The organism is Adhaeribacter terrigena (assembly GCF_016623615.1).
In the GTDB taxonomy this organism is placed as follows: Bacteria; Bacteroidota; Bacteroidia; order Cytophagales; family Hymenobacteraceae; genus Adhaeribacter_A; species Adhaeribacter_A terrigena.
Window position 1 is genome coordinate 123,834 of the sequence record NZ_JAEHFX010000007.1, and the last position, 22,879, is coordinate 146,712.

Annotated in this window: 18 protein-coding genes and 1 pseudogene; 8 read left to right on the top strand and 11 right to left on the bottom strand. The window is 46.7% G+C overall.

Going from position 1 to position 22,879, the window contains the following annotated elements:
- Window positions 1-372 precede the first annotated feature (372 nt).
- A complete protein-coding gene (locus tag I5M27_RS13720; protein WP_200506885.1) occupies window positions 373-1,146 on the top strand; it encodes an SAM-dependent methyltransferase in 774 nt (257 codons plus the stop codon).
- Window positions 1,147-1,245: 99 nt separating this feature from the next.
- Window positions 1,246-1,800 (top strand): hypothetical protein, encoded by a 555-nt coding sequence (locus I5M27_RS13725; protein ID WP_200506886.1) that lies wholly within the window; start codon window positions 1,246-1,248, stop codon window positions 1,798-1,800.
- 859 nt (window positions 1,801-2,659) lie between these two features.
- Here I5M27_RS13725 and I5M27_RS13730 read toward each other — a convergent pair.
- The 3 genes from I5M27_RS13730 to rimK all read right to left on the bottom strand — a co-directional run bounded on the left by I5M27_RS13730 (window position 2,660) and on the right by rimK (window position 7,261).
- A complete protein-coding gene (locus I5M27_RS13730) occupies window positions 2,660-3,643 on the bottom strand; it encodes a DUF4249 domain-containing protein (RefSeq protein ID WP_200506887.1) in 984 nt (327 codons plus the stop codon).
- 13 nt (window positions 3,644-3,656) lie between these two features.
- A complete protein-coding gene (locus I5M27_RS13735) occupies window positions 3,657-6,032 on the bottom strand; it encodes a TonB-dependent receptor (RefSeq protein WP_200506888.1) in 2,376 nt (791 codons plus the stop codon).
- Between the two features lie 314 nt (window positions 6,033-6,346).
- Window positions 6,347-7,261: a 30S ribosomal protein S6--L-glutamate ligase gene (gene rimK / locus I5M27_RS13740; protein WP_200506889.1), complete on the bottom strand. Its 915-nt coding sequence runs from the start codon at window positions 7,259-7,261 to the stop codon at window positions 6,347-6,349.
- A 171-nt stretch (window positions 7,262-7,432) separates the two neighbouring features.
- Between rimK and I5M27_RS13745 the strand changes: the two genes are divergently transcribed.
- Window positions 7,433-8,938: a glycosyltransferase family 39 protein gene (locus tag I5M27_RS13745; protein ID WP_200506890.1), complete on the top strand. Its 1,506-nt coding sequence runs from the start codon at window positions 7,433-7,435 to the stop codon at window positions 8,936-8,938.
- A 16-nt stretch (window positions 8,939-8,954) separates the two neighbouring features.
- On the opposite strand, the gene I5M27_RS13750 is transcribed toward I5M27_RS13745, so the two are convergent.
- Complete coding sequence (locus I5M27_RS13750) at window positions 8,955-9,440, bottom strand: ATP-dependent zinc protease family protein (RefSeq protein WP_200506891.1); 486 nt, start codon at window positions 9,438-9,440, stop codon at window positions 8,955-8,957.
- A gap of 300 nt (window positions 9,441-9,740) precedes the next feature.
- On the opposite strand from I5M27_RS13750, the gene I5M27_RS13755 reads away from it, so the two are divergent.
- Window positions 9,741-10,241: a hypothetical protein gene (locus I5M27_RS13755; RefSeq protein WP_200506892.1), complete on the top strand. Its 501-nt coding sequence runs from the start codon at window positions 9,741-9,743 to the stop codon at window positions 10,239-10,241.
- Between the two features lie 130 nt (window positions 10,242-10,371).
- The gene (locus tag I5M27_RS13760; protein ID WP_200506893.1) at window positions 10,372-10,941 is read left to right on the top strand and encodes a hypothetical protein; all 570 of its coding nucleotides are present in this window, start codon (window positions 10,372-10,374) and stop codon (window positions 10,939-10,941) included.
- A gap of 123 nt (window positions 10,942-11,064) precedes the next feature.
- Here the strand turns inward: I5M27_RS13760 and I5M27_RS13765 are convergent, their stop codons facing one another.
- The 5 genes from I5M27_RS13765 to I5M27_RS13785 all read right to left on the bottom strand — a co-directional run bounded on the left by I5M27_RS13765 (window position 11,065) and on the right by I5M27_RS13785 (window position 14,645).
- Window positions 11,065-11,874, bottom strand: a complete 810-nt coding sequence (locus tag I5M27_RS13765) for an alpha/beta fold hydrolase (RefSeq protein WP_200506894.1) — start codon at window positions 11,872-11,874, stop codon at window positions 11,065-11,067.
- Between the two features lie 175 nt (window positions 11,875-12,049).
- Window positions 12,050-12,613 carry a DUF502 domain-containing protein gene (locus tag I5M27_RS13770; RefSeq protein WP_200506895.1) on the bottom strand — a complete coding sequence of 188 codons (564 nt, stop codon included), beginning with the start codon at window positions 12,611-12,613 and terminating at the stop codon, window positions 12,050-12,052.
- A gap of 265 nt (window positions 12,614-12,878) precedes the next feature.
- A complete protein-coding gene (locus I5M27_RS13775; protein WP_200506896.1) occupies window positions 12,879-13,763 on the bottom strand; it encodes a 4-hydroxy-3-methylbut-2-enyl diphosphate reductase in 885 nt (294 codons plus the stop codon).
- Window positions 13,764-13,779: 16 nt separating this feature from the next.
- Window positions 13,780-14,481: a (d)CMP kinase gene (gene cmk, locus I5M27_RS13780; RefSeq protein ID WP_200506897.1), complete on the bottom strand. Its 702-nt coding sequence runs from the start codon at window positions 14,479-14,481 to the stop codon at window positions 13,780-13,782.
- Between the two features lie 26 nt (window positions 14,482-14,507).
- The gene (locus tag I5M27_RS13785) at window positions 14,508-14,645 is read right to left on the bottom strand and encodes a hypothetical protein (RefSeq protein WP_200506898.1); all 138 of its coding nucleotides are present in this window, start codon (window positions 14,643-14,645) and stop codon (window positions 14,508-14,510) included.
- An 82-nt stretch (window positions 14,646-14,727) separates the two neighbouring features.
- Between I5M27_RS13785 and ade the strand changes: the two genes are divergently transcribed.
- Complete coding sequence (ade, locus tag I5M27_RS13790; protein ID WP_200506899.1) at window positions 14,728-16,365, top strand: adenine deaminase; 1,638 nt, start codon at window positions 14,728-14,730, stop codon at window positions 16,363-16,365.
- A gap of 143 nt (window positions 16,366-16,508) precedes the next feature.
- Window positions 16,509-17,759 (top strand): T9SS type A sorting domain-containing protein, encoded by a 1,251-nt coding sequence (locus tag I5M27_RS13795; protein WP_200506900.1) that lies wholly within the window; start codon window positions 16,509-16,511, stop codon window positions 17,757-17,759.
- A 114-nt stretch (window positions 17,760-17,873) separates the two neighbouring features.
- Here the strand turns inward: I5M27_RS13795 and I5M27_RS13800 are convergent, their stop codons facing one another.
- Together I5M27_RS13800 and I5M27_RS13805 are read right to left on the bottom strand one after the other, a co-directional pair.
- Entirely contained in the window at window positions 17,874-18,503 is a 630-nt protein-coding gene (locus I5M27_RS13800) for a hypothetical protein (RefSeq protein WP_200506901.1), read from the bottom strand.
- 256 nt (window positions 18,504-18,759) lie between these two features.
- Window positions 18,760-19,740, bottom strand: a pseudogene (locus I5M27_RS13805) (PLP-dependent cysteine synthase family protein); the annotation flags it as partial.
- Between the two features lie 268 nt (window positions 19,741-20,008).
- On the opposite strand from I5M27_RS13805, the gene I5M27_RS13810 reads away from it, so the two are divergent.
- Window positions 20,009-22,735, top strand: coding sequence for a DUF7619 domain-containing protein (locus I5M27_RS13810; protein ID WP_200506903.1), 2,727 nt, complete (start codon window positions 20,009-20,011; stop codon window positions 22,733-22,735).
- Window positions 22,736-22,879 lie beyond the last annotated feature (144 nt).

The following is a 22,879-nucleotide window of genomic DNA, read 5'->3' on the forward strand; positions in this document are numbered from 1 at the left end:
TTTTCCATTTTCCTGCTTTAGCCTAAATTCAATCCGGCATTTCGGCTAAAGCCATTTTTTCAGCCAGCATATCCGTTAGCTAAAGCAGACGGCAATGAATTCTTCAGAACATGAAAACGACATTTTCCTGGTTAGTTTTTTATCCTCAAACCCTACCGTTTTCTGCTCTACAAAATTCCTGAAATCAATAATTCCAAATTCTACCATTTCAACCTTCAACACTGCAATAATTCGAAAATCCAACAATTCACTCAATCACCAATTCTCTCATTCCCTCCTTCAACCATTCAACCATTCAACCATTAAATCATTAGAAACTAACCCAAACCTCCAGTGCTGCGTACTGCCGGATGCAAACCGATAACCTGAATCATGGCTTCCCGAAACTTACGTGCGCATTTTCCGCGGGCTACTACTTACGATCCGCAATGGGTGCAGCAGCACTCTATGGGCGAAAACGTACTTTTTAACCTCGAAAGTTTAACCGAAAAAATAAAGCTGAAACCGGGCATGCGCGTGCTCGATCTGGGTTGCGGCAAAGCCATCAGCTCGGTTTTTCTGGCTACCGAATTTGGCGTGCAGGTGTGGGCAGTAGATGAAGCCATTTCGGCCACCGAAAACCTGGAGCGCATAAAAGAAGGCAAAGTTGAAGACAAAGTTTTCCCGATCCAGGCCGATGCCCGGGCGCTGCCCTTCCCGGAAAATTATTTCGATGCCGTTATGGTAGTTGATTCTTACACCTATTTCGGTACCGACGAAAAATACCTGCCCTACATTTGCCGTTTCCTGAAACCCGCCGGCGTGATTGCCATTGCCGATGTGTGCTTTACCCGCGAAATAGAAACCCTGAAACAGGTGCCGCCTTTTCTGCGCAAAGATTTTCAGCATTACTGGTATTTCATTCATTCTATAGCCTGGTGGAAAAAACTCTGGGAAAAAACCGGGCTGGTAGAAATAACCTGCGCCGAGGAACTACCGGGCAAAGAACTGGTGCGTAAAGAATATGTGCGCTATTATGAAGACAATCCTAAAAAGGACGCTTTTGCCCGGGCATTAATGCAGGATAAAGAGCAGCTTATTTCTTTTTTCCGGCTCATCGGGCGGCGCACTTCGCAGGAAGCTTACCTGCAATCTTACAAAAAATAAACGTCGGCAAAGCTTTTAGTTTTCAGACCCAAAAAGATACCTTTTTTACCTACCCGAAAAAAGATTTTTTGCGTACAAATGCCTAACTCTTCAAGGTTTATGAAAAATTACGCGTCGCTTTTAAAAATCATTTTCTGCATTGGCATGTTGGTTTTGCTTGGTTTTAAAGGTCAGGCGCAGCAACAGCAAAAAGGCCAGGTCCGCAACCTGAACGGCGGCCCGATCGTGGAATATTACAACGCGGTAGGGCTCCGGCTGGGCAATCAGTTTGGCATAACCGGCAAGCACTTTATGCGCGAAGGTAATGCTATCGAAATTATAGTGGGCAGCCACCTGGGCCGGAAAGGCGTTACTGGTACGTTTCTATACGAGTTTCACCGTAATGCTTTTGAAGCCAAAAGGTTGCTTTGGTATTATGGCGGTGGCGGGCACGTAGGCTATTTCAAATACAACGAATATTACGAGCCCGACAATAACCGTTATAACCGCTCCGGCAACTTTGTAACTGTTGGCGCCGATGGCATTATTGGCCTGGAATATGGTTTAGGAATTGTACCGCTAGCCATAAGCGCCGACGTAAAACCGTACCTGAATTTAATTGGTGGGGAAGCTGCGGGTGTAGATGGGGCGATCTCTGTCCGCTATGTTTTTTAGTTTTTTATTTTGTTTTCTGTGCGTAAATGAAGCCAGGAAGGGTTAGATCTTAGTTTTTTTCTTTTGAAATTTTATCTATCATCTCGATGATAGGAGAGATCTCATCACGTTGGTAGTAATGTTTGCTATTGCGTTTTCAGGTCAGAAAGGATACCTTTTTTATAGCGAGCTTCAGATCTTAATTATTAATGTTTAATTATTAATTAAACATTCTCCCTCCAGCCGGGTGGCTTCGTTTCTGCGTTCGCGGCTGCAACCTTACCTGCCCTACCGGGCTGCCTGAAGGCACCGGTAAGCTTGGAGGCCGCTCTCACAGAAACTGGTATCATGCTCCTTTGTAGCCCGCTTCTTTTTAGTTTAGTTTTCTTCAGACCTTGGTTTTCAGGAAACGCTGCGCTGGCGATAGGCGTGAAACAACCACCCCCAACCCCTCCTTGGAAAGGAGGGGAGCTTTTGCTTCCTGCTTCCATTGAGTTTCTAAGAATGAAAGCATAGCATTTTATATTCTTTGGATTGCGGAATAGCTTCTAAAATTAAAGCTGGCTACGAATAGCTCCCCGCCTGGACAGGAGGGGTTGGGGGTCGTTGACTACATTATCTGATCAAAAGCAGCTGATTTAGTTATTTAAATAAGGTCGATTCTGAAAATTCTTTAATTGGCTACGCCCAACTTCGTTTCTGTAAAGCCTGATTCAGACAAACGAAAAATCCTGCCAATCCCAAAAATCCTTAAAATCGTGTTCAGACAAATATTGATCGGATACTGTGCGGATAGGTCGCAACCTGTCCCTACAAGTTCTCTCCAAATCATAAAACCCTGAAAATTTTAGTTCAGACAACTTTCCTAAACTGGCTGCATTTACTTCGGCAATTCTATATCGAAATACGTGCTGGTGAAACCACCAAAATAACCGTAACCTTTTTCCAGATTGCCGAGCACGCGGGTTTGTTCTGCGAAAGGATTATTGCCGTTATCGTTATACATCTTCAGACTTTTCAGGAACTTGAAGGTATCTTCGGTAATGCTGTGCACATAAATGCGGAGGTAACGCGGTGGTGTATTAGCTTTACCGTAGTAGAGCATGGCCTTGCGGGTAAAGCTAACGGTGTTGCCGTTAAAGGTTTTGTCGTCGAAGGGATTGGCGTCGCCGTACAGGATCGGGGAAAAATGGATGTTTTGAAATTCGTTGCCCACCAAAGCCGCATCTTCATCGGTTTCTTCCTGAAATACATCCCGGCCGTTGGCCACGTAACGGTCATCGAGCAATACGCCGTAAAGGACGTAGTAATTATTTTCAGAACCGTTATCGGGCAGACTGATGCTTACGCGTCCCTGAACTATGGCAAAATTTCCGCCCGGCTCTTCAGCACTTATCTTTTGAAAAGAAGCCCGTAAACCGGAAAGCGCCGACGGCATGGTCAGTTTTCCGGTTACGGTCTCGTAATTCGGGGCAGAAACGGAAAGGGTATATTTCTGTCCCGGCTGGGCTTTGAAACGGGTAACAGGTTCGTAATAGCCATCGTCAGAAGCGCCATAGCCGAAGCCGTTGCTGCGTTTAAAGGTTTCTACCACATTGCCATGCTGGTCGGTTACCGTAAGCATCGCATCGTTCACGCCTTTCAGTTCTGCACCGGAATAAATGCTTTGGCTGTGGTTTATGTAAGGCTGGTACTGCGGAAATAACTGGTAAAACAAGGTATCGGGTTCCTGGTCGGGCAACATGTAGCGCACCGCTAATTTAGGCGTATGCGCCGGTATGGGCACTTCTACTACGGTTTCGCAGGCAGAAAACGAGATGACAGCCAGAAAGGCGGCCGCCAGTTGAGCAGTTTTTTGCAACATTTTCATAGCGTTTTTAAAACTTAAAGCTTTTAGAGAAAGACGGCAGGATCGGGAATAAACTTATCTGCTTGAAAACCGCCGTCGGGCGACCATTGCCGGTATCGTAGCCTTCTTCCAGACGCAGGAAATAGGGATTTTTGCGGTTGTATGCATTGTAAATGCTGAAGCTGTTCACGGTTTCGCCCCATTTTTTCTTCTTGGTCTGGTTTAAACTCAGGTCTAAACGGTGGTAAGGCGCCATCCGGAATTTATTGCGGCTGCCGATGTCTTCTATGGTGTTGTAGCTGCCAATGCCGTAACGGGCTTCGGCCAGGGTGACCGCATTTCCGGTGCCGTAAACCCAGGTTCCGGAAACTGTAATATTGTCCTTCAGCTGGTGCGAAACCACTATGGAAATATCGTGGCGGCGGTCGTATTTATAAGGGTACATTTCGCCGCCGTTCAGCTCCGGGAATTTGCGGTTGGCCCAGGCCAGCGTGTATCCTACCCAACCGGTGGTTTTGCCCAGCTTCTTCTGCACAAAAAACTCCGTACCGTAGCTCCAACCTTCGCCGGAAGTAACTTTATCCTGCCAGTTATTATCGGTAGTTCCTAAAAAGTCTGCCCCTTCGCTGTACTCGATCAGGTGGTTCATGGCTTTGTAATAGCTTTCGATGCTTACTTCCACGGCTTCGTCGAATAAGGTGCGGGTTACGCCAAGGGCCACCTGATCGGCGAGCTGCGGACGAACTTTGCCGGTGGCCGGAACCCAAAGGTCGGTTGGCAGATCGATACCGCTGTTGGTAAGTAAGTGAATGAATTGGGATGTGCGGGCGTAAGAAGCTTTGGCGCTCCAATTCTCATTTAAAATGAACCGGGCCGAAACGCGGGGCTCCAGCGAGTGATAAAGCTTTTTGTCTACGTAAAAACCGGCCAGGCGCAAACCGGCATTCACTTTCAGCAGGTCGGTAATTTTTATATCGTCTTCCACGTAAACGCCGCTTTCGTGGCCCAAGGTCTGGGAAAAGAAATTATTGTTGGCCGCGCCCGGTTCCGGGTTCGATTCTTCTATCTGTAACGCGCCCGGTTTAAAACTGTGCTTGATATACTGCGCGCCGAAACGGATGTAATGGTTGGTGCTCGGCGTATAATCGAAATCGGTTTTCAAACTAAAATCGCGGATGTTGGAGAAATAATTCAGCGAGAACTTCTCGGTTTCCAGCTCGCCCCGATCGTTGCGGAACTGGGTGGTTTGCTCGTTGCCGATATCGAACTGGTATTTGGTGTAGGTTAAATGCGTATTGGCGAAAAGCTTATTATTGATGATGCGGTTCCAGCGCAAAGCGGAAGTTAAATTTCCCCAGCCCACGTGCATCTTATCTTCCAGCTCCGAATCGTCGAACTGGCCGTAGAATTTATCGTAGCCGGTGTAGGCGCTTAAATACAGGCGGTCGCGCTGGCTGATCTTATAATTGACTTTGCCGTTCAGATCGTAAAAATAATACCCGAAAACGCCGTTCTCTTTATTCATGAAAGGCCGGGCCAGTATATCGATGTAGGTGCGGCGGGCCGAAACAATAAAGGAGGCTTTATCTTCTTTGATCGGGCCTTCCAGGGTAACTTTTGAAGCAATGATACCCACCGAAGCTTCGCCCTGAAATTCCTTCATGTTGCCTTCTTTCATATTAATATCGAGCACCGAAGAAAGCCGGCCGCCGTAGCGCGCCGGGAAACCGCCTTTTATCAGCTCCACGTTATTGAGGGCGTCGGCGTTGAAAACCGAGAAGAAACCGAACAGGTGTGAGGCGTTGTAAACCGGCGTGCCGTCGAGCAGGATCAGGTTCTGGTCGGGGCTGCCGCCGCGCACGTATAAACCGGTGCTGCCTTCGCCCCCGCTTTGCACGCCCGGCAACAGCTGCAGGGTTTTCAAAACGTCTACTTCGCCAAACAAAGCCGGCAACGTTTTAATCTGCGCAATGGGCACCGAAATAGTACTCATGCGCGTGCTTTCGCGGATCTTCTCTTCTTTGGTGCCTACAATTTCTACCGTTTTTAGTTCGTTGTTGGCCGTCAGGTTGAAGTTTTGCTCCAGGTCACGGTTCAGAAAAATATTAAAGGAAAGCCGCTCATAACCCAGGTACGAAACGATCAGGCTGATAGAATCCTGTGGCAGCGTGATGCTGTAGAAACCGTAATTGTTGGTGGTGGTGCCCTGCCCGGTTTTCGGGTTGAAAATACCTACGCCGATCAGGTTTTCGCCGGTCTGCTTGTCGCGCACGAAGCCGTTGATGGTAAATTTTGCCTGCTGGGCCCAGGCGGCACCCGGACTTAACAGCAGGAACAGGCATGCAAAAGCCAGCAGATTACCCGGTTTGCGAAACAGGTGAAGGCGCGTAAAAAACGGTATCATTTCTAAAGGAAAAAGTAGTTGAGCAAGGCAACAGTTACCTGATAATGAGGTTAAAACCGGCCGAAACGTTGCATGGCTTCCGCCGGTTTTAACAATTCATCACAAGTTAACAATTTCTACTAAATCCTCAGACAAGTTTTCCGTGAACGACCCTTAGTGGCTTTGAAAAAAACGGTAGGGTTTGGGCAGGATAAAGTCACGGTATGCTTGCGAGCAGGAAGGCTTTGAACTGGCACTTTTTCCGCCCGAAAGCATAGCGTTTTTAAAGAAAAAATCCCGCTCCTTTTTACAGGCAGCGGGATTTTAAATGCAAATTAATGCGGGCTGGTCTTTTTGGCTGGTTTCTTCTTTTTCTTCACTACCAACTCTTCGGTAAACTCAATGATCTTGCCGGCGATGTCGAGTTTGGTGGCTTTTTCGATTCCTTCCAGCCCCGGCGAAGAATTCACTTCCAGGATAAGCGGGCCGCGTTTCGATTGCAGCATGTCTACGCCGGCAATGTCCAGGCCCAGGGTTTTAGCTGCGAGCAAAGCTGCAGCTTTTTCGGCGCGGGTTAGTTTTACCAGGCTGCCGGTGCCGCCACGATGCAGGTTACTCCGGAATTCACCTTCTTTGCCCTGCCGTTTCATGGCGCCTACCACTTCGCCGTTCACAATAAAAGCCCGGATGTCGGCACCGTTGGCTTCCCGGATAAATTCCTGCACAATGATGCGGGCTTTTAAATTATGGAACGCTTCAATTACCGATTCAGCCGCTTTTTCGGTTTCGGCTAAAACCACGCCTAAGCCCTGCGTGCCTTCCAGCAGTTTAATTACGAGCGGAGCGCCGCCTACCTGGTTTATTAGTTCCTTTACTTTTACGCCGTAATTGGTAAAAGCTGTTTTGGGCATGCCCAGACCAGCTTTGGAAAGGATCTGCAAACAGCGCAGCTTATCACGGGACCGCACAATGGCCTGCGAATCTACGGGACTTTTCACTTTCATCATTTCGAACTGGCGCACCACGGCCGTGCCGTAAAACGTAACCGAAGCGCCGATGCGCGGAATAATGGCATCGATGCCGGTCAGCTTTTCGCCTTTGTACATAATATAAGGGTCGCCGGCTTCTATGATCAGGTCGCATTTTAAATGGTCGAGCACCAGTACGTCGTGGCCGCGTTGTTGGGCCGCTTCCACCAAACGGCGGGTGGAGTATAATTTAGCATTCCGCGAAAGGATCGCAATCTTCATGTTGAGTTTTTTTCAGTTATCGGAAATTTAGGCGGCCGGTTTCATGTCCGTAAAAGATCATTTTTAAAAATTTAAAAGCCTACTTTTGAAAAATGATCTGACGGGCAAATATACGGTATCCGGATTGCTCCGGAGGCGGCCTTGCCAACTTATTCTTAATTCTTTTTTCGGATGAATGTTTATCCAAAACACTTTCCTACCCTGTCGCTAACGCCCGGATTCTGGCAAAAGCTGGCGTGGCTGGTGCTGGCCGCCGGTATTTTACTCCGGCTGGCGATCTGGTGGCAGCAACGGCCCATTCTGCTGGACGAAGCAAACCTTATACGCAATTATGTAGAAAGGTCTTACGGCGGCCTTTTCCAGAACCTGGATTATGAGCAATACGCGCCGCCGCTTTTTTCGGTAATGGTAAAAGCCTGCCTCGATCTGTTTGGCAATAATGAATTATCGGCCCGGCTTTTTCCCTTATTGTGCAGCATTGCCACGCTGCTTTTATTTTACGGCCTCAGCCTTCGCTTTCTCAATCTGCCGGCCGCAACCGCCGCTTTAGCCTTCCTCGCCTTCGGAAAGATCTTTATAGATTATGCCACGCAATGCAAGCAATACGCAGCCGACGGCCTGGCTACCTTGCTTTTGCTGGAGCTCTTTTTCCGTATCCCTCCGCCAAACGGTTTTAACCGGAATACGCTTCTCTGGAGCCTGATCGGGGCGGTAATTACCTGGTTTTCCATGCCATCGGTGTTTATGCTGGCCGGAATTGGTATTTACTGGCTCATAAAAAGCTGGCAAACGAAAAGCAAAACCGCCTTTTGGGGAAGGATTTTTGCCGGTTGCTGCTGGGTTGCCAGTTTTGCGGTTTACTTCCTGCTGCTGCTACAGCATAACGCCCAATCCGATTATCTTCAGAATTATCACCGTGATTATTTCCTGGCTTTCCCGCCACAAAATATAGCCGATCTGCAATTACTGGGCAGCCAATTAGGCCGCATCGTTTCAAAAGCCATTGGAAAAACGGCAATAGCCAAAATACTGACCGGCCTTGCCTTAGCTGCTATTTTATGGCAACTCGTGATCCGGCGGAAAGAAGCGCGTTACCAGTTAATTTTGTGGCTGCTTATAATGCCCATTCTTTTTTGCTTTACGGCTTCGGCTTTAAAATATTATTCGCTGCTGGCCAGGCTTACGTTATTTTTTATGCCGCTGCTTATCCTGCTGGTATTTCTGGGTTTACAAAGCCTTGCTAAGAACCGCCTCGTTTCCGGCATAAACACCATTCTGGTATTGGTTGTACTAGGGAATTCGCAGGAGCTTACGGCCATCAATAAAGCCTTCCACAGCGATTTTGCCGAAGTGCGGGATGGCCTGAAATTTATTGCCCGCCAGCAACAACCTGGCGAAGTAATTATTGCTTCTGATGATGTGCTGCCGGTGGTGCGCTATTATACTCAACATCACCAAACGCCGCTTCGCGTGCAACATATGGATCTGACCAAACTGGGTTACGGCAAACCTTTAACAACCAAACTTGATTCCCTGCGCCGCCTGGGTTACCAAAAGGTTTGGATAGTAGCCAGCATTCATGATCCGGCTTTTGCAGAAATTCCGGCCCAACCGGAACGGATCTTAAAACGGGTGGATCATTATTTCAGCTATGCATTGCTTTATAAACTGCAGTAATCAGCGGCTTCAAATTTTAAGATAAACCGGCTTCGCGCTTTTTCTGCTCCAGTTTTAAGCGGCGTTTATAAGCCACATTTTTCCGGGAAACATCTACTATAAAATGGCGGTTGAGTAATACGCGGCCAATGAGCACGGGGTAACGCATATCGCTGCGGTCGGAAAGAGAAAATTCGGCCTGGATGATCTTATCAAAAACCTGAATGGCGGTTTTGATCACGTACCGCTGCTGCACGTCGCCGAAGGAATTTTTAATGTCGCGCAAGGCAAATTCGCGGAATTCGAAAACTTTGTTGTTGTAATGCGGATGGTCTTCGTCCATGAACCGGCAACGGATCACGATGCTGCCGTCTTCGAGTTTTACTTCGCGGATGTCGGTGCAGTGCAGGGCCGAGGTATAAGCGCCGGTATCTATTTTAGCTTCAATTTCAAAAAGCTCCAGTTCCGGAAAATCGACCAGTTCGCGGCGGCCGATGGTGCGTTTTTTGGGGCGTTTGTGCATGGGCAAAATTGTGGTTTCAGGTTTGAAGATACGCTTTCCGAAAGGTTTCCCCGATAAAATTTGCTGTTTTTTTTAGTTTTTGGGGCCAAAACCATACCGTTTTTGAAGCTGCTTCGCTTTTTCATCGGTTTTATGCAGGTTATCAGTAAACTTTCGGCCTTTATACCGGCCAGGCAGCCGCCGGCACTGCATTTCCGGCAACCCGCTTCTAGCGCTAAGCAGCCTTCTAAAAAACTTCAGCTCAGGCAATCGGTTTAAGCCTGTAACCGTATAGCCAAGGCAAACCTTTTAGTTTTTATCATGAAAAAGCTACCGTTTCTGATTGCCGCCTGCTTGCTTTTTATGTTTACCGCGCAGGCACAAGATGTGCAAAAAGGCCGGGGAGCTGCCACCATCCAGGAATTAGGGCAGGCCGTTTTTAATGCTTTGCAACACAACCAGTTTCAGGAACTGCAAAATTACCTGCCCGGCGATACTGAACTGAAAGTACTGAAACGGCGAAGCTCGGAAGATATGCGGCTGCTCTTGGAAAGAACGACACCGGACAGCATCAGGCAAAACATGCAGCGCGACTTTAATTCCATCTCGGAGCAGGCCATCCAGAATACCATTAACTGGTCTGAATGGCAACCTACCAATGCCAAAACAACCCGTCGCGACCGGAAAAACCCTTTGCTTTATCGTGCAGAAATTACGTTAGCCAACCCGGCAGGCGGCCAGCGTACGCTGCTTTTTGAAGTTATCAGAATCAGAGGGAATTATTTTTTATTCAAACAAATGGTATTTCACCCTCAGAATTAAGCTGTTTACTTTTTTGAAATTACTTATATCAGGAAAATACCAATCATATCTTCAGATAAGCTAAAAACAAGCCTTTTCAACTTCGTATAGTTAAAACAGACCAATCTAAAAACTATAACGAAAACAAACTATGAAAAGGATCCTGACTTTGGTTTTCAGCTTTACTTTCATGCTGGCAACTTTTGAAAATGCAACCGCTCAGATGAGTCCGGGTTTATTTGCGAAGAAAAAACCGCTGCCCAGCACGCGGGGTAAAGCCAGCGTAAAAGAACTGGGCAAGGAAATTCACACCGCGATGCAAACCGGCGACACCGAGCGTTTAATGATCTTTATGCCCAGCGAAGCGGAATTGAAAGAGGTAAAAAAGAACAAACTTACGCCCGAACCAACCAAAGAACTGGTTGAAACGGTAAATGTAGGCCAACTCGAAAACAGCTTTAAGCAAGACCTTGCCAACGTTCAAAACCAGTTAGCGGCCGATTCGATAATGCCCGAACTGGCAACCTTTAGTACTGCTACCGGGCACCGGCCTAAAATCCCGAACGTGATACCGGTAACCATTACCTTGCTGGATAAACAGCAACGCCCGGTCGCCTTCACGTTCGAAGCTTTGAAAATTGACAAACGTTTTTTCCTGTTCCGGAATTTACAGGTAAAACGCGAGATGCAGGCGGTAAATATGGAACCGGCCCGGCCGTAAATTCTACCAGCAGAAAATGCTACCGTTTGCGCGTATAAAAGTCAGGCTGCTTTGAAACGGCCTGACTTTTTTGTGCTCTTACCATACCGTTTTCAAAATCCGTGCTAATAAAAAGCAAAACAACTACTTCCGCAGATCCGGGTGCTGTTTCAGATAATTCCCCACTTCGGCCAGTAAATGGCTGTGGCCGGTTTTGAGCGTAATTACCTGGCAGTTGTTCAGGGCGTTGGTAAAGAATTGTATGCCTTCAGCAGTAATGATCTTATCGAAAGTACCCAGGAAAACTACCATCGGAATTTCGGTGCGGTTGAGCAAATTGATCATGGCCGGCAGATCGAATTGCAACAGGCGGAAACCGGTCCAGCTTTTATAAATTTTCAGGCGTTTGGCGGGGCTGTTCATCTGGTACGCGGCAAAACGCAGCATGCTGGGGTGCATAAGTTTGTAGCGGTTCAGGGTGTTTACAAACCGAAAAAAAGGCTGGGGCTTTACCACCGTCCGTTTAAAAAAGCCCGAAAGCCAGCTGGGATAGGTGGCTACGTTGTACCAGAAACTGGTTTTAATGCCGTCGGGTGCGACTAAAAAAACGCTATGGATTTTATCGAAAAAACCCTCCAGAACCGTTAGAGCAAACTTCCCGCCCATGCTGAAACCGGCTACCGAAAACGTATCGATTTGTTCTGCTTCGAGGAAGCGTTCCAGCAAATGCGTGAGCAATTCTTTGGTGAGCGGTTCGTGGTTTTTGGCCAGCCAGCTTTCTCCGTGAAAAAACAGATCGAACGCGTAAATGGTGTACATGCCTCTCAGCGCTTCGGCCACCGGTTCGTAAAACGAAAGATCCTGCCCGAAACCGTGAAAAGCCAGCAACACCCGCGGCCCGCGCCCGAGTTTCTGGTAATGCAGCCGGGTTTTTCCTTCAGTTATGAAAGGCATGGGTTTATGTGCTGTTTTTTAATATGAAAATGTGCTAATGTGGCGTACAGATCGAAGTTTTCTCAAATTCATTCAGTGCTGTGCTGCAATGCTGAAATGCGCTGAAACGTAAAGTTTTACATCTCTTCATATCCAAAACGCTATTGTTTTTCTTTCGAAAACCAACAATTAACAATTACAACTTCGCCACGCCGCCGGAAACCACGAATTTCATGACTTCGGAACTTGGCAGATCGAGGTAGCGCACGTTGTCGCGCTTAATGAACCAGAGTTTACCCGAAATATTGTAAGAATCGGGGAAGTATACGGCTACCAGATCTTCGCGGTGCACGCTGGCCATCGAATCCTGGGTGATGAAACCCATGCGGTGCGCTTCCGGCGATTCCTGCATTTTTACCATTACGGGGCAGTTGAATTTCTGATTATCCCCCACAAAGGCATCGAACAGGTCTTTTAGCGCGGAGTAAATAATGCTTACAATGGGCACTTTGCCAAAAATGCGTTCGGTAATTACCAGAAACGGCCGCACCATAAACGTAGAGCCCAGAAACCCGACTACGGTGAGCAATACAACCACCATAAAAATGCCCAGGCCGGGAATGCGCCCCAGAAAAGGCATTTCTCCAATATCGAACATGGCATCAAGCCAGGCTACAGAAGCGATAATGATGTAAACGGTAAGCGTGATCGGGGCCATGATCAGAAAACCGTTCAGGAAATATTTAAAAAAGCGTTTCATTTTTAGATGTAAGTATCAAGACACAAGTATCAGGACAGCATTCAAGGTTGTTTTTTGCGGGTAATTCAAAAAAACTGAAATACAGCAATTGCAAACAAAAAGCCCTGCAAAAGCAAGGCTTAAAGTTACTAGTTTATATACGTTTCCGGCAATATTAGTTTTTCGAGCAAAAAGGATAGCGTTTTTAAAAAGAACGTAGCGCAGGGTTTAAACCCTGCGCTACGTTGGCTTCTTTAGTTTTGAGAGCAAAAAGCATAGCGCTTTTTTATGCTTCCTGCAAACTGATCTCCTTTATTCTGTCGGCAACCTGCTGCATGAGCCACATGGGCGTGGAAGTGGCCCCGCAAATACCTACGGAACCAGCATTTTTAAACCAGGAGGTTTCCAGTTCGGTTTCGTTTTCTACGAAGTAGCTTTGCGGGTTTTCTTTCAGGCAAACTGAGTAAAGAGCTTTGCCGTTAGAGCTTTTTTTGCCACTTACAAACACAATTACGTCGTATTCCTTGGCGAATTTCAGCAGGTGCGGTTCGCGGTTGCTTACCTGGCGGCAAATGCTGTCGTTGGCGTCGAATTCTTCTATGGTGCCCTGCGCGGCCTGAATGCGTTCTTCGATCAGGCTTTTGATGTGGTAAAACCCTTTGGTGCTTTTGGTGGTCTGGCTGAAAAGCGTAACCGGCCGGCTGAAATCGATCTTAACCAGGTCTTCTTCGGTGGTAACGATAATAGCTTCATCGCGGGTCTGGCCGGCAATACCGATCACTTCGGCGTGGCCCTGCTGTCCGTAAATTACGATCTGGCCGTTTTGCTGCACCGTAGAATCGTAGGCGTGCTTTACGCGGTTCTGCAGTTTCAACACTACCGGGCACGAAGCATCGATGAGTTCAATGTTGTTTTGCAGCGCGATCTGGTAGGTTTCGGGTGGTTCGCCGTGGGCGCGGATCAGGACTTTGCAATCGTGCAGGTCTTTGAGCTGGGCGTGGTCTATAATGCGCAGGCCTTTTTCATATAAACGCTTCACTTCCATGCTGTTGTGCACAATATCACCAAGGCAATAAAGCTCTTCTACTTCCTGCATTTCGTCTTCAGCCATCTGGATCGCGAATTCTACGCCAAAACAGTAGCCGGAATTTTTATCGATTACAATTTCCATTCTGAGTCTTACAACACTATTCCTGTTCGGAAAATTCTCTGCTAAGCACTTTTGTAGCTACCCTATCCAGTACGAAATCTACCTGCTCATCGATCGTCATAAATGAAGTATCGAGCAATTCAGCATCCGGAGCCTGGCGCAGCGGACTTTCGGCGCGGGTAGAATCGATATGGTCGCGTTTTTTCAGGTTCTCGATGATATCATCCAAGTCCACCATTTCCTTTTTGGCCAGTAATTCCTGCTGACGGCGTTTGGCGCGGGTGTAGGTATCGGCGGTCATGAAAACTTTGATCTCGGCATCCGGAAAAACGGTGGTACCAATGTCGCGGCCATCCATCACTACGCCGCGTTTGCGGCCCATGCGCTGCTGTTCTTTAACCATGGCGTGGCGCACCGCCGGAATTACGCTTACTTCGCTTACTTTTTCAGTTACGTACATTTTCCGTATCTCGTCTTCCACGTTCAAACCATTCAGAAACGTTTCGTTGCGGCCGGTTTTCGGGTTATGCTTAAAGGTAACTTCAATATTCTCGAGCGCCAGTTTAATGCCGTGGTCGTCGTTTACGTCTATAAAATGGTTCAGAAAATAGAGCGTTACGGCCCGGTACATGGCGCCCGTATCAATATAGGCGTAGCCGAGTTCTTTGGCTACGAGTTTGGCCGTGGTGCTTTTGCCGCAGGAGGAATGTCCGTCGATGGCAATAACTATTTTCTTCATAAGTTCATTTGTTTGGGTGAGAGCAACTAACAGTCTTTCATCGGGCACGGAATGGGTTTGCCGGCCTTGGGCGCTTTACGGTTTTTGTAAGGCGAACGGCTACAGGCCGAAACCAGTAAGGTAACGGTGAGCAGCAATACTAAAAATGAAAATAACTTCCTCATACGCGCGGAATTTTCCCCAAAGATACGCTAATTTACCTTTTTATTCACGTAAAACAACCCGGAATATACGGACCCAGTGTTTATGTACAGAAGAGCATTCAGCCTGAGCGGCCAGATCGTAGATATTGAAAATCAGGAAGTTTACCGCGGAACCGTGCACGTGGAAAACGGCAAAATTGCCAGTATTGTGCGCGGGGAAACAACTGAAAATCAATTCATTTTACCCGGATTTATAGATGCGCACGTGCACGTAGAAAGTTCTATGCTGGTGCCGCGCGAATTTGCCCGGTTAGCCGTAGTGCACGGCACGGTAGCTACGGTTTCCGATCCGCACGAAATTGGCAACGTACTGGGTCTGAAGGGCGTGGAATACATGCTCGAAAACGGCGCGCAGGTTCCGTTTAAATTTTACTTTGGCGCGCCGAGCTGCGTACCAGCTACGCCATTCGAAACGGCCGGCGCCGAGATCACGTCCGAAGACATTGAAGAGCTTTTCCAGCGGGAAGAAATAAAATACCTGGCCGAAATGATGAACTGGCCCGGGGTGCTGAACCACGACTCGATAGTAATGCAGAAAATTACCCTGGCTCAGAAATTCAGCAAGCAGATTGACGGCCATGCGCCCGGCCTTCGCGGCGAACAGGCCAAAGCCTACATCGAAGCCGGCATGACCACCGACCACGAATGTTTCACGAAAGAAGAAGCGCTCGACAAACTCCAATACGGCATGAAGATCCTGATCCGGGAAGGCAGCGCGGCTAAAAACTTCGAAGCCCTGATCGATCTGCTCCACGATTACCCGGACATGATCATGTTCTGCTCCGACGACAAACACCCGGATAATTTAGTGGAAAGCCACATCAACGAACTGGTAAAACGCGCGTTGGCCAAAGGCATTGATCTGTTCAAAATCCTGAAAGCGGCATGTATCAACCCGGTGAAACATTACAAACTGGAAGTAGGCTTGCTGCGCGAAAATGATCCGGCCGATTTTATTGTAGTGAATAATTTAGAGGATTTCGAAGTAAAGCAAACCTACATAAACGGCAACCTGGTAGCGGAAAACGGCAAAACCAATATTCAGTTTGCGGAAAGCAGCTTGGTAAACAATTTCAATACCGATCTGAAAAAGCCGGAGCAGTTTAAAATGGTAGCTTCCGAAGGCGAAAAAGTGCGGGTGATCGAAGCATTCGACGGGCAACTCATAACGCACCAACTCTGGCAAAACGCTAAAATTGACAATGGCAACGCGGTAAGCGATGTAGCCAACGATGTGCTGAAAATTACTGTGGTGAATCGTTACCAGAACGCCGAACCGGCCATGGCTTTCATTAAAAATATCGGATTGAAAACCGGCGCCATTGCTTCTTCCGTGGGGCACGATTCGCATAATATTGTGGCAGTGGGTTGCGATGACGAAAGCATTTGCCGGGCGGTAAATCTCATTATTAAAGCCAAAGGCGGCGTGGCAGCGGTAGATGGTCCGGCAGAAAAACTGCTGGCCTTGCCGGTGGCTGGCATTATGAGCGCCGAAGACGGTTACACAGTAGCGCAGCAATATTCGCAGATCGATGCGATGGCCAAAGCCATGGGCAGCAGCTTAGCTTCGCCGTTCATGACTTTGAGTTTTATGGCTTTGCTGGTAATTCCGGCGTTAAAACTAAGCGACAAAGGTTTGTTCGACGGCGAAAGTTTCCGGTTTGTAAACGCTATCGAATAAGGCTGAAAAAGTATGAAGCAGAGTTTTTAACCAGAAAAGCATAGCGTTTTTAAAAAAACCTGGGCTGGAAATTATTCCGGTCCAGGTTTTTTTGTAGTTTTAACAACCTTTAACTTCCAGCTACATATTGTTTATTTATGCCTATGAAGAAAATCTTACTCAGCTTCCTTGCCTTTTGCACCTTGCATTTCGCCCAGGCACAACAAACGCAGAACGTTACATTTTCGCACGCCGGTAAAACCATTTATGGCACGTTTACCATGCCCAATGGCAACGGTCCATTCGCAACCATTATCATAAACCCCGGCAGCGGCGCCAATGACCGGGATGGAACCATGATTATGTCCGGCGCCACCGTATCTTGTTTATACCCAAACCTGCTGAACACTACCTTACGGATCTATAAAGACCTGTCGGATTCTTTAGTGGCGGCTGGTTATGCGGTGCTGCGGTACGATAAGATCGAGTATACCTATCCAACCGCCCAAACCCTCGGGCCGATAACCTTTAAGAAATTATGGCTGCCGGTTGAAAGCGCGATCGACTATGTAAAAACGCGCCCCGAGGTAGATGCTAAAAATATCATTCTGATCGGTCACAGCGAAGGTTCATCCCTGATCCCGTACATTGCCAAAAAACGGCGGGATGTGAAAGCCCTGATCTCGATTGCCGGCGCGCGTACCCCGTTCGATTCCCTTCTTGCCCGCCAGCTGGTGCATTTCACGCAGTTATGCAACGGAAACGTAGCCGCAGCCCAAGCCCAGGCCAACGATGTATTAACGTATTTTTCAATCATCAGATCGAAAACCTGGAATGCCAGCACGCCGGCTTTTGGGGGCGTGCAGCCTGCTGTCTGGTCAGAATATATCCAGGTAACCGATTCGGTAGCTTTAAATTACAACGAAGCGAACGTGCCTACTTTGTTTACCGGCTTGCAACTTGATCTGAACGTACCGATATCCGAATTGAGCCGTTTTCAGAAAGAAACCTACCCCGGCCCGGATTTTTACCAGATCCCGAATACGATTCATTACATGACGCCGAACAACGTGCCGAAGATTTCGGAAGTGCTGACCGATACTATTATATACTGGCTTGGAAAGCGCTTAATGAACGGCGTGAAAAATGATATGCTGGAAGAAACATTGGTAAAGGTTTATCCTAACCCGTTTACAGATAACGTTACGGTTACTTTAGATGCCAAACCGGTGAAAAATCTGAATATTTCTGTCCAGAATTTACTTGGGCAGACGCTGCAGGAAGAAAAATTCAAGAACGTTAATGCGAGCTTCCGGAAAACCATATTACTGCAGAACCTGCCGGCCGGCATTTACCTGCTGCACCTGCAAGCCGATGGAAAATTAATGACCCGGAAAATTGTGAAAGAAAAATAAGCTACTGACCTGTTCCTGAACCGGCATTCACTTTTAAGCCTGAATCCCTGGCGGTTTGTCCGGGGTTTGGGCTTTTTTTATCAGCCCTTTTTAGTTTCTAAAAAAACACCGGCTTTAATTTACCTTCGACTGCTGATTGAGGCTGTTGTTGATACGCATGAGCTCCATGTTCTTTTCTTTCAGATCCTGCTCGGTTCTTTTGCGCTGTTCAATTTCCCGTTCCAGGTCACGGTTGGTTTTAATAAGTTGGGCGGTACGTTGCTGAACCCGGGTTTCAAGGGCTTCGTTGGCTTCGCGTAATGCAATCTGCGCCCGCTCGCGTTCTGCCACTTCTTTGCGCAATTTAATATTTACTTCTTCTAAACGCTTTTGCCCGGGAATCCGCATTAAATCAGGCAAAGCCCGGTATAGCATAAAAGCAGTTATTACCGAAACCACGCCGGTTATTATTTTAAAAACGCCTTGTATCCTGTAAACCGGGTTCCAGACGGTAACGATCCCGAATAAATGGGTGATACTGCAAAGAAAAAGAAAGAGGGCAAAAAAGATAAAAACGTACTTATGAGTAAGATCTTTACGTTTTTTGGTCAGGAACAATAAAACCGGCGGAATTGCCAAAAAAGCCAGAGCGGTGAGCGCATCGCCGGCCACGTTGGTTGCCAGAATTGCAGGTTGCCAGGAAAAGGAATGCCCGTGCGGGATAAACCCAACTGATTCGAAAAGGTTCTGAACATATTCAAGCATCTTACAACGAAGTTTCTTAAATGTTTTTTATCCTGACAGGCGCTTTAGTAACCCTACCCGATGTTTAAATATTCCACTAATTAATCTAATGTTAATTATACGTCCATCCTGAAAAAGCGAATACTAACAAATTGGGATCTTACTCCTTTTTATGGCAAAAGCTTTAACATAAAAAAAAGCCGGAACTGTTAATTTCCGGCTTTTTTATTAAAAAGCAATAGCATTTTTGAAAAATACCCAGAAGTGGGTACAATTAATCCAAATATCCTTGCTTTTTCATCCATTCGTCGTTATACACCTTGCCTAAATAGCGGGTACCATGGTCTGGCAAAATAATAACCATTACGTCGTCTTCTTTCATGTGCTCGCGGGCGTATTCCAGTGCACCAAACACCGCCGAACCGGAAGACCAGCCCACAAACAAGCCTTCTTCTTTGGCTAAACGGCGGGTCATTAAAGCAGCGTCTTTATCAGTTACCTTTATGAATTGATCAATCAGGTCGAAATCTACGTTCTTGGGCAGAATATCTTCGCCGATGCCTTCGGTGGCATAAGAATAAATTTCATTCTCGTCGAAAATGCCGGTTTCCTTGTATTTTTTAAACACCGAACCGTAGGTATCCAGGCCAATGGCTTTTACGGCCGAATTCTGCTCTTTCAGGTATTTGGAAATGCCGCAGATGGTGCCGCCGGTGCCTACGCCTGCCGCTAAAACGGTGATCTTGCCTTCGGTCTGGTTCCAGATCTCCGGGCCGGTTTGCTCGTAATGCGCCGCCGTGTTGGAAAGGTTATCGTACTGGTTCGGGTAAAAAGAATTCGGAATGTCTTTATTTAATTGCTTTGCTACCGAATAATACGAACGCGGATCGTCGGGCGTAACGTTGGTTGGGGTTACCACTACCTCCGCTCCTACAGCGCGCAGAATATCCATTTTCTCTTTGCTTTGCTTATCGGGCAGGGTAAAAATGCATTTATAGCCTTTCGCCTGCGCTGCCAATGCCAGGCCCATACCGGTATTGCCGGAAGTGCCTTCAATAATGGTTCCGCCTGGTTTCAGCAAGCCGGCTTTTTCAGCATCTTCGATCATGCGGATGGCCATACGGTCTTTTACCGAGTTGCCCGGGTTGAAATATTCTACTTTGGCCAGGATGGTGCCTTTTATGCCTACGGTTACTTTATTGAGCTTTACCAGCGGCGTGTTGCCAATGGCTTCGGTTATGTGGTTTAAGTAATGCATTATTCTTTATTAGAAATTATGAATTAAAAATTGGAAATGGCCTTTTCAAGCTTAATTCTACTTCGGGCAAAGTTACGGAGTTTTTCGGGAATGGCAGAATGTAAGGATTGGTTTGAAAACGGTAGGGTTTGGGAGGGAAAAAGTGCTGCTGCACATCAAGTTTACATTTGAGATCTGCGCGCAAAAATTTCTTTAACACCAAGCAGCGTTTCATCTAAAAATTACGACTATTATTTATTCAGAATCCACTGGTCTAAAATACTACTCTATGAGAAAATTTTGCATCTTCTGCCTGCTGTTCGTGCTTACAATTTTTAATACTTCAGCGCAATTCTTTCAATGGGCAAAGAAACAGGAAAACAACACGGGTTCTGTTTCAGTGGCCAGCGGGAATAGTTTAGTAGCTACAACCGGCACTTTTTCAAGTAGAATAACCATTGGCAACCAAACATTTACCAGTCAGGATTCTAATAACGCTTATTTAGCGGTATATGATCTTTCCGGTAATCTTCTGTGGGCGAAAAAAATAACCGGAAGCGGTGCACCACTTAATAGTGGCCAGGGACCAAGTATTACAGTAGATGCGAACGACAATATTATTCTTGCTGGGATAATGCTCGATTCTTTATATATTGATGGCTTACTTTTTAAAAGCAGTACTTTACCGGCATTTGGCCTTTATACAGCCAAATTCAGTCCGACCGGAACTTTACTTTGGGCCCAAAGCTCTAATTTTCAAGGTGGCCAGTTCCACTATCTTAATTTCATAACTCCATCTTCTATCGATACGGACGCGGCAGGAAATGTACTGGTTGCAGGGCATTTGAATTTCCCATTAACATTTAACGGGATTACGCTGACGCCTAATAACGCAAGCAACACTTTTTTAATTAAGTATAATGCCAGCGGAACCTTACAATGGGGTGTTCTAAGCCCCAATGGGATAAATTATACTTACCTTAAATATGGCATTAAGATTAAAGCCACGCCTGCCGGAAACATATATTTCACCGGGTATAGCTTCAATAATTTTAATATATTTTTAACGAAATTCAGCCCTTCCGGAGCAGTTCTCTGGAATAAAAATGAGACCAGTTTTTTAAATAACGGCTTAGATATTACAATCGACAATAACGATAATGCCTATATCACAGCTCAATATGCTGATTCGGTTACTGTAGGAACTACTACCCTTCATTCTACCGGATCAAATTATTTACTAGCAAAAATAAACAGTGCCGGAAACTGGCAATGGGTAAAAAATATTCTGGATGAGCCATCCAATTTGTATTGGGCCTACAATAAATTATCAATCGTTTACACCCCTGGCAATGCGTTAGGTCTGGCAGGTTCCTTTTCTGGCACTGCTTTGTTCAATAATACCCCTATTACATACCTACCAAACCCACCCAATAATACTGAAAATATATTTGTAGCAAAATTAGATATGTTGGGTACGCCGATCTGGGTAAGCACTGTTTCAGCAACAACAGACGGTCGCGCTCCGGATATAAGCACAAATGCAACGGGTAATTTTTTTCTGGCTGGGAATTTCAGGGGCACCGCCCAATTCAACGCAACAACGCTTACCTCCTCATCCAATTACAGTAGTTTTCTTACCAAAGTAAACAATGAAGGCAATAGCGTTTCAGGTACTATTTTTATAGACACCAACAAAAACGGTATTAAAGATGCATCCGAAACCGGTTTTGGTGAATTAATGATCGGGGTTTCGCCGGGGCCGCGAAATAGCATATCATTTCTGAATGGAACTTACAACGCTGCTATTTCAACCGGGACTTCTTTCGTTAGCCTTCCTAACCCGCCGCGTCATTATACCTTTGTTCCGGCTAGCCATACCGTAACGTTCAGCGGCACAAACCAAACCCAAACCGGAAAAGATTTTGCTTTGCAGCCCATTCCTAACAGCAACGACGTAAAAGTTACGGTTACCAATCTAACCCCTGCCCGGCCTGGTTTCCAAGCAAATTACCGCCTTACTTTTCACAACGCTGGCACTACCGTTTTATCGGATACGGTGAAATTGTCGCATAATACCAATTTCTTATCTTTCGTATCTTCTACGTTAACTCCGGCCACAAACAGCAACGGCAAAATGGCCTGGTATTACCAGAATTTACTTCCCAACGAAACCCGCAACATCGACGTGACTTTTTCGGTGCCAGCCACTACCGTTTTGGGAACTTCCTTGCAAGCCATTGCGAACATTAAACCCTTTGCTATTGACTTATTTCAGGCCGATAATATCGATACTCTCAAGCACGTAGTTATTGGCTCTTTTGATCCGAACGACAAGCAGGTGGATAAAACTACGCTTTCACCTGCCCAGGCCGCTACCGGCGAATACCTCGATTATACCATCCGTTTCCAGAACACCGGCACCGATACGGCATTTACCGTAGTAGTTACCGACCGCATTCTCTCGCAGCTGAACCTGGCGAATTTTGAAATGCTTTCGGCCAGCCATGCTTATAAACTGAACGTGATAGACGGCAACATGCTGGAATGGCGCTTCGACAATATTCTTTTACCCGACAGCAACCGCAACGAACCGGCCAGCCACGGCTTCATCCGTTTCCGCCTCAAATCTAAAGCCGGCTTACAATTAGGCGACTCCATCACCAACCAGGCCGCTATTTATTTCGACTATAATGCCCCGGTAATTACCAACCATGCTGTTACTAAAGTAGCCAACCCGAATGGAATCAAAGAAAAGAAAGCCAGCATCCAGGCTTTCAAACTTTACCCGAACCCGGCGAAGAACTACGTAATGGTGAATGCTGAATTTAAGAAAAATACTTCGGCTACCGTTTCGCTGGTGAACCTGCTTGGCCAGACGCTTTCTAACGTTACCTTGCCGGCTAACAACCAGATCCATTACCAGCTGCCTTTGAAAGATCTTCCAAAAGGCGTTTACCTGATCAGGCTGGAAACGGAAACCGGCTTGCAGACACAAAGATTGGTGGTTCAGTAGTTTTTAAGCTCAAAAGCATAGCGTTTTAAAAGCCGGTTGCCCTAAAAAGCAGCCGGTTTTTTGTTTGATCTGCAACCCCTAAAAATAAATTCCCAACACGAAGCAACGTTTCGGCAACATTTAACGACTCCTTATAAATCACGC

Excerpts from the sequence above, each read along its gene's own strand:
- I5M27_RS13750 (WP_200506891.1), bottom strand. The coding sequence starts at position 9,440 with ATGCACAAACGCCCCAAAAAACGCACCATCGGCCGCCGCGAACTGGTC.
- I5M27_RS13810 (WP_200506903.1), top strand. The coding sequence starts at position 20,009 with ATGAGAAAATTTTGCATCTTCTGCCTGCTGTTCGTGCTTACAATTTTT.
- I5M27_RS13785 (WP_200506898.1), bottom strand. The coding sequence starts at position 14,645 with ATGAGGAAGTTATTTTCATTTTTAGTATTGCTGCTCACCGTTACCTTA.
- I5M27_RS13725 (WP_200506886.1), top strand. The coding sequence starts at position 1,246 with ATGAAAAATTACGCGTCGCTTTTAAAAATCATTTTCTGCATTGGCATG.
- I5M27_RS13770 (WP_200506895.1), bottom strand. The coding sequence starts at position 12,613 with ATGAAACGCTTTTTTAAATATTTCCTGAACGGTTTTCTGATCATGGCC.
- I5M27_RS13775 (WP_200506896.1), bottom strand. The coding sequence starts at position 13,763 with ATGGAAATTGTAATCGATAAAAATTCCGGCTACTGTTTTGGCGTAGAA.
- rimK (WP_200506889.1), bottom strand. The coding sequence starts at position 7,261 with ATGAAGATTGCGATCCTTTCGCGGAATGCTAAATTATACTCCACCCGC.
- I5M27_RS13745 (WP_200506890.1), top strand. The coding sequence starts at position 7,433 with ATGAATGTTTATCCAAAACACTTTCCTACCCTGTCGCTAACGCCCGGA.
- I5M27_RS13800 (WP_200506901.1), bottom strand. The coding sequence starts at position 18,503 with ATGCTTGAATATGTTCAGAACCTTTTCGAATCAGTTGGGTTTATCCCG.
- ade (WP_200506899.1), top strand. The coding sequence starts at position 14,728 with ATGTACAGAAGAGCATTCAGCCTGAGCGGCCAGATCGTAGATATTGAA.
- I5M27_RS13720 (WP_200506885.1), top strand. The coding sequence starts at position 373 with ATGGCTTCCCGAAACTTACGTGCGCATTTTCCGCGGGCTACTACTTAC.
- I5M27_RS13760 (WP_200506893.1), top strand. The coding sequence starts at position 10,372 with ATGAAAAGGATCCTGACTTTGGTTTTCAGCTTTACTTTCATGCTGGCA.
- I5M27_RS13765 (WP_200506894.1), bottom strand. The coding sequence starts at position 11,874 with ATGCCTTTCATAACTGAAGGAAAAACCCGGCTGCATTACCAGAAACTC.
- I5M27_RS13730 (WP_200506887.1), bottom strand. The coding sequence starts at position 3,643 with ATGTTGCAAAAAACTGCTCAACTGGCGGCCGCCTTTCTGGCTGTCATC.
- I5M27_RS13735 (WP_200506888.1), bottom strand. The coding sequence starts at position 6,032 with ATGATACCGTTTTTTACGCGCCTTCACCTGTTTCGCAAACCGGGTAAT.
- I5M27_RS13795 (WP_200506900.1), top strand. The coding sequence starts at position 16,509 with ATGAAGAAAATCTTACTCAGCTTCCTTGCCTTTTGCACCTTGCATTTC.
- I5M27_RS13755 (WP_200506892.1), top strand. The coding sequence starts at position 9,741 with ATGAAAAAGCTACCGTTTCTGATTGCCGCCTGCTTGCTTTTTATGTTT.
- cmk (WP_200506897.1), bottom strand. The coding sequence starts at position 14,481 with ATGAAGAAAATAGTTATTGCCATCGACGGACATTCCTCCTGCGGCAAA.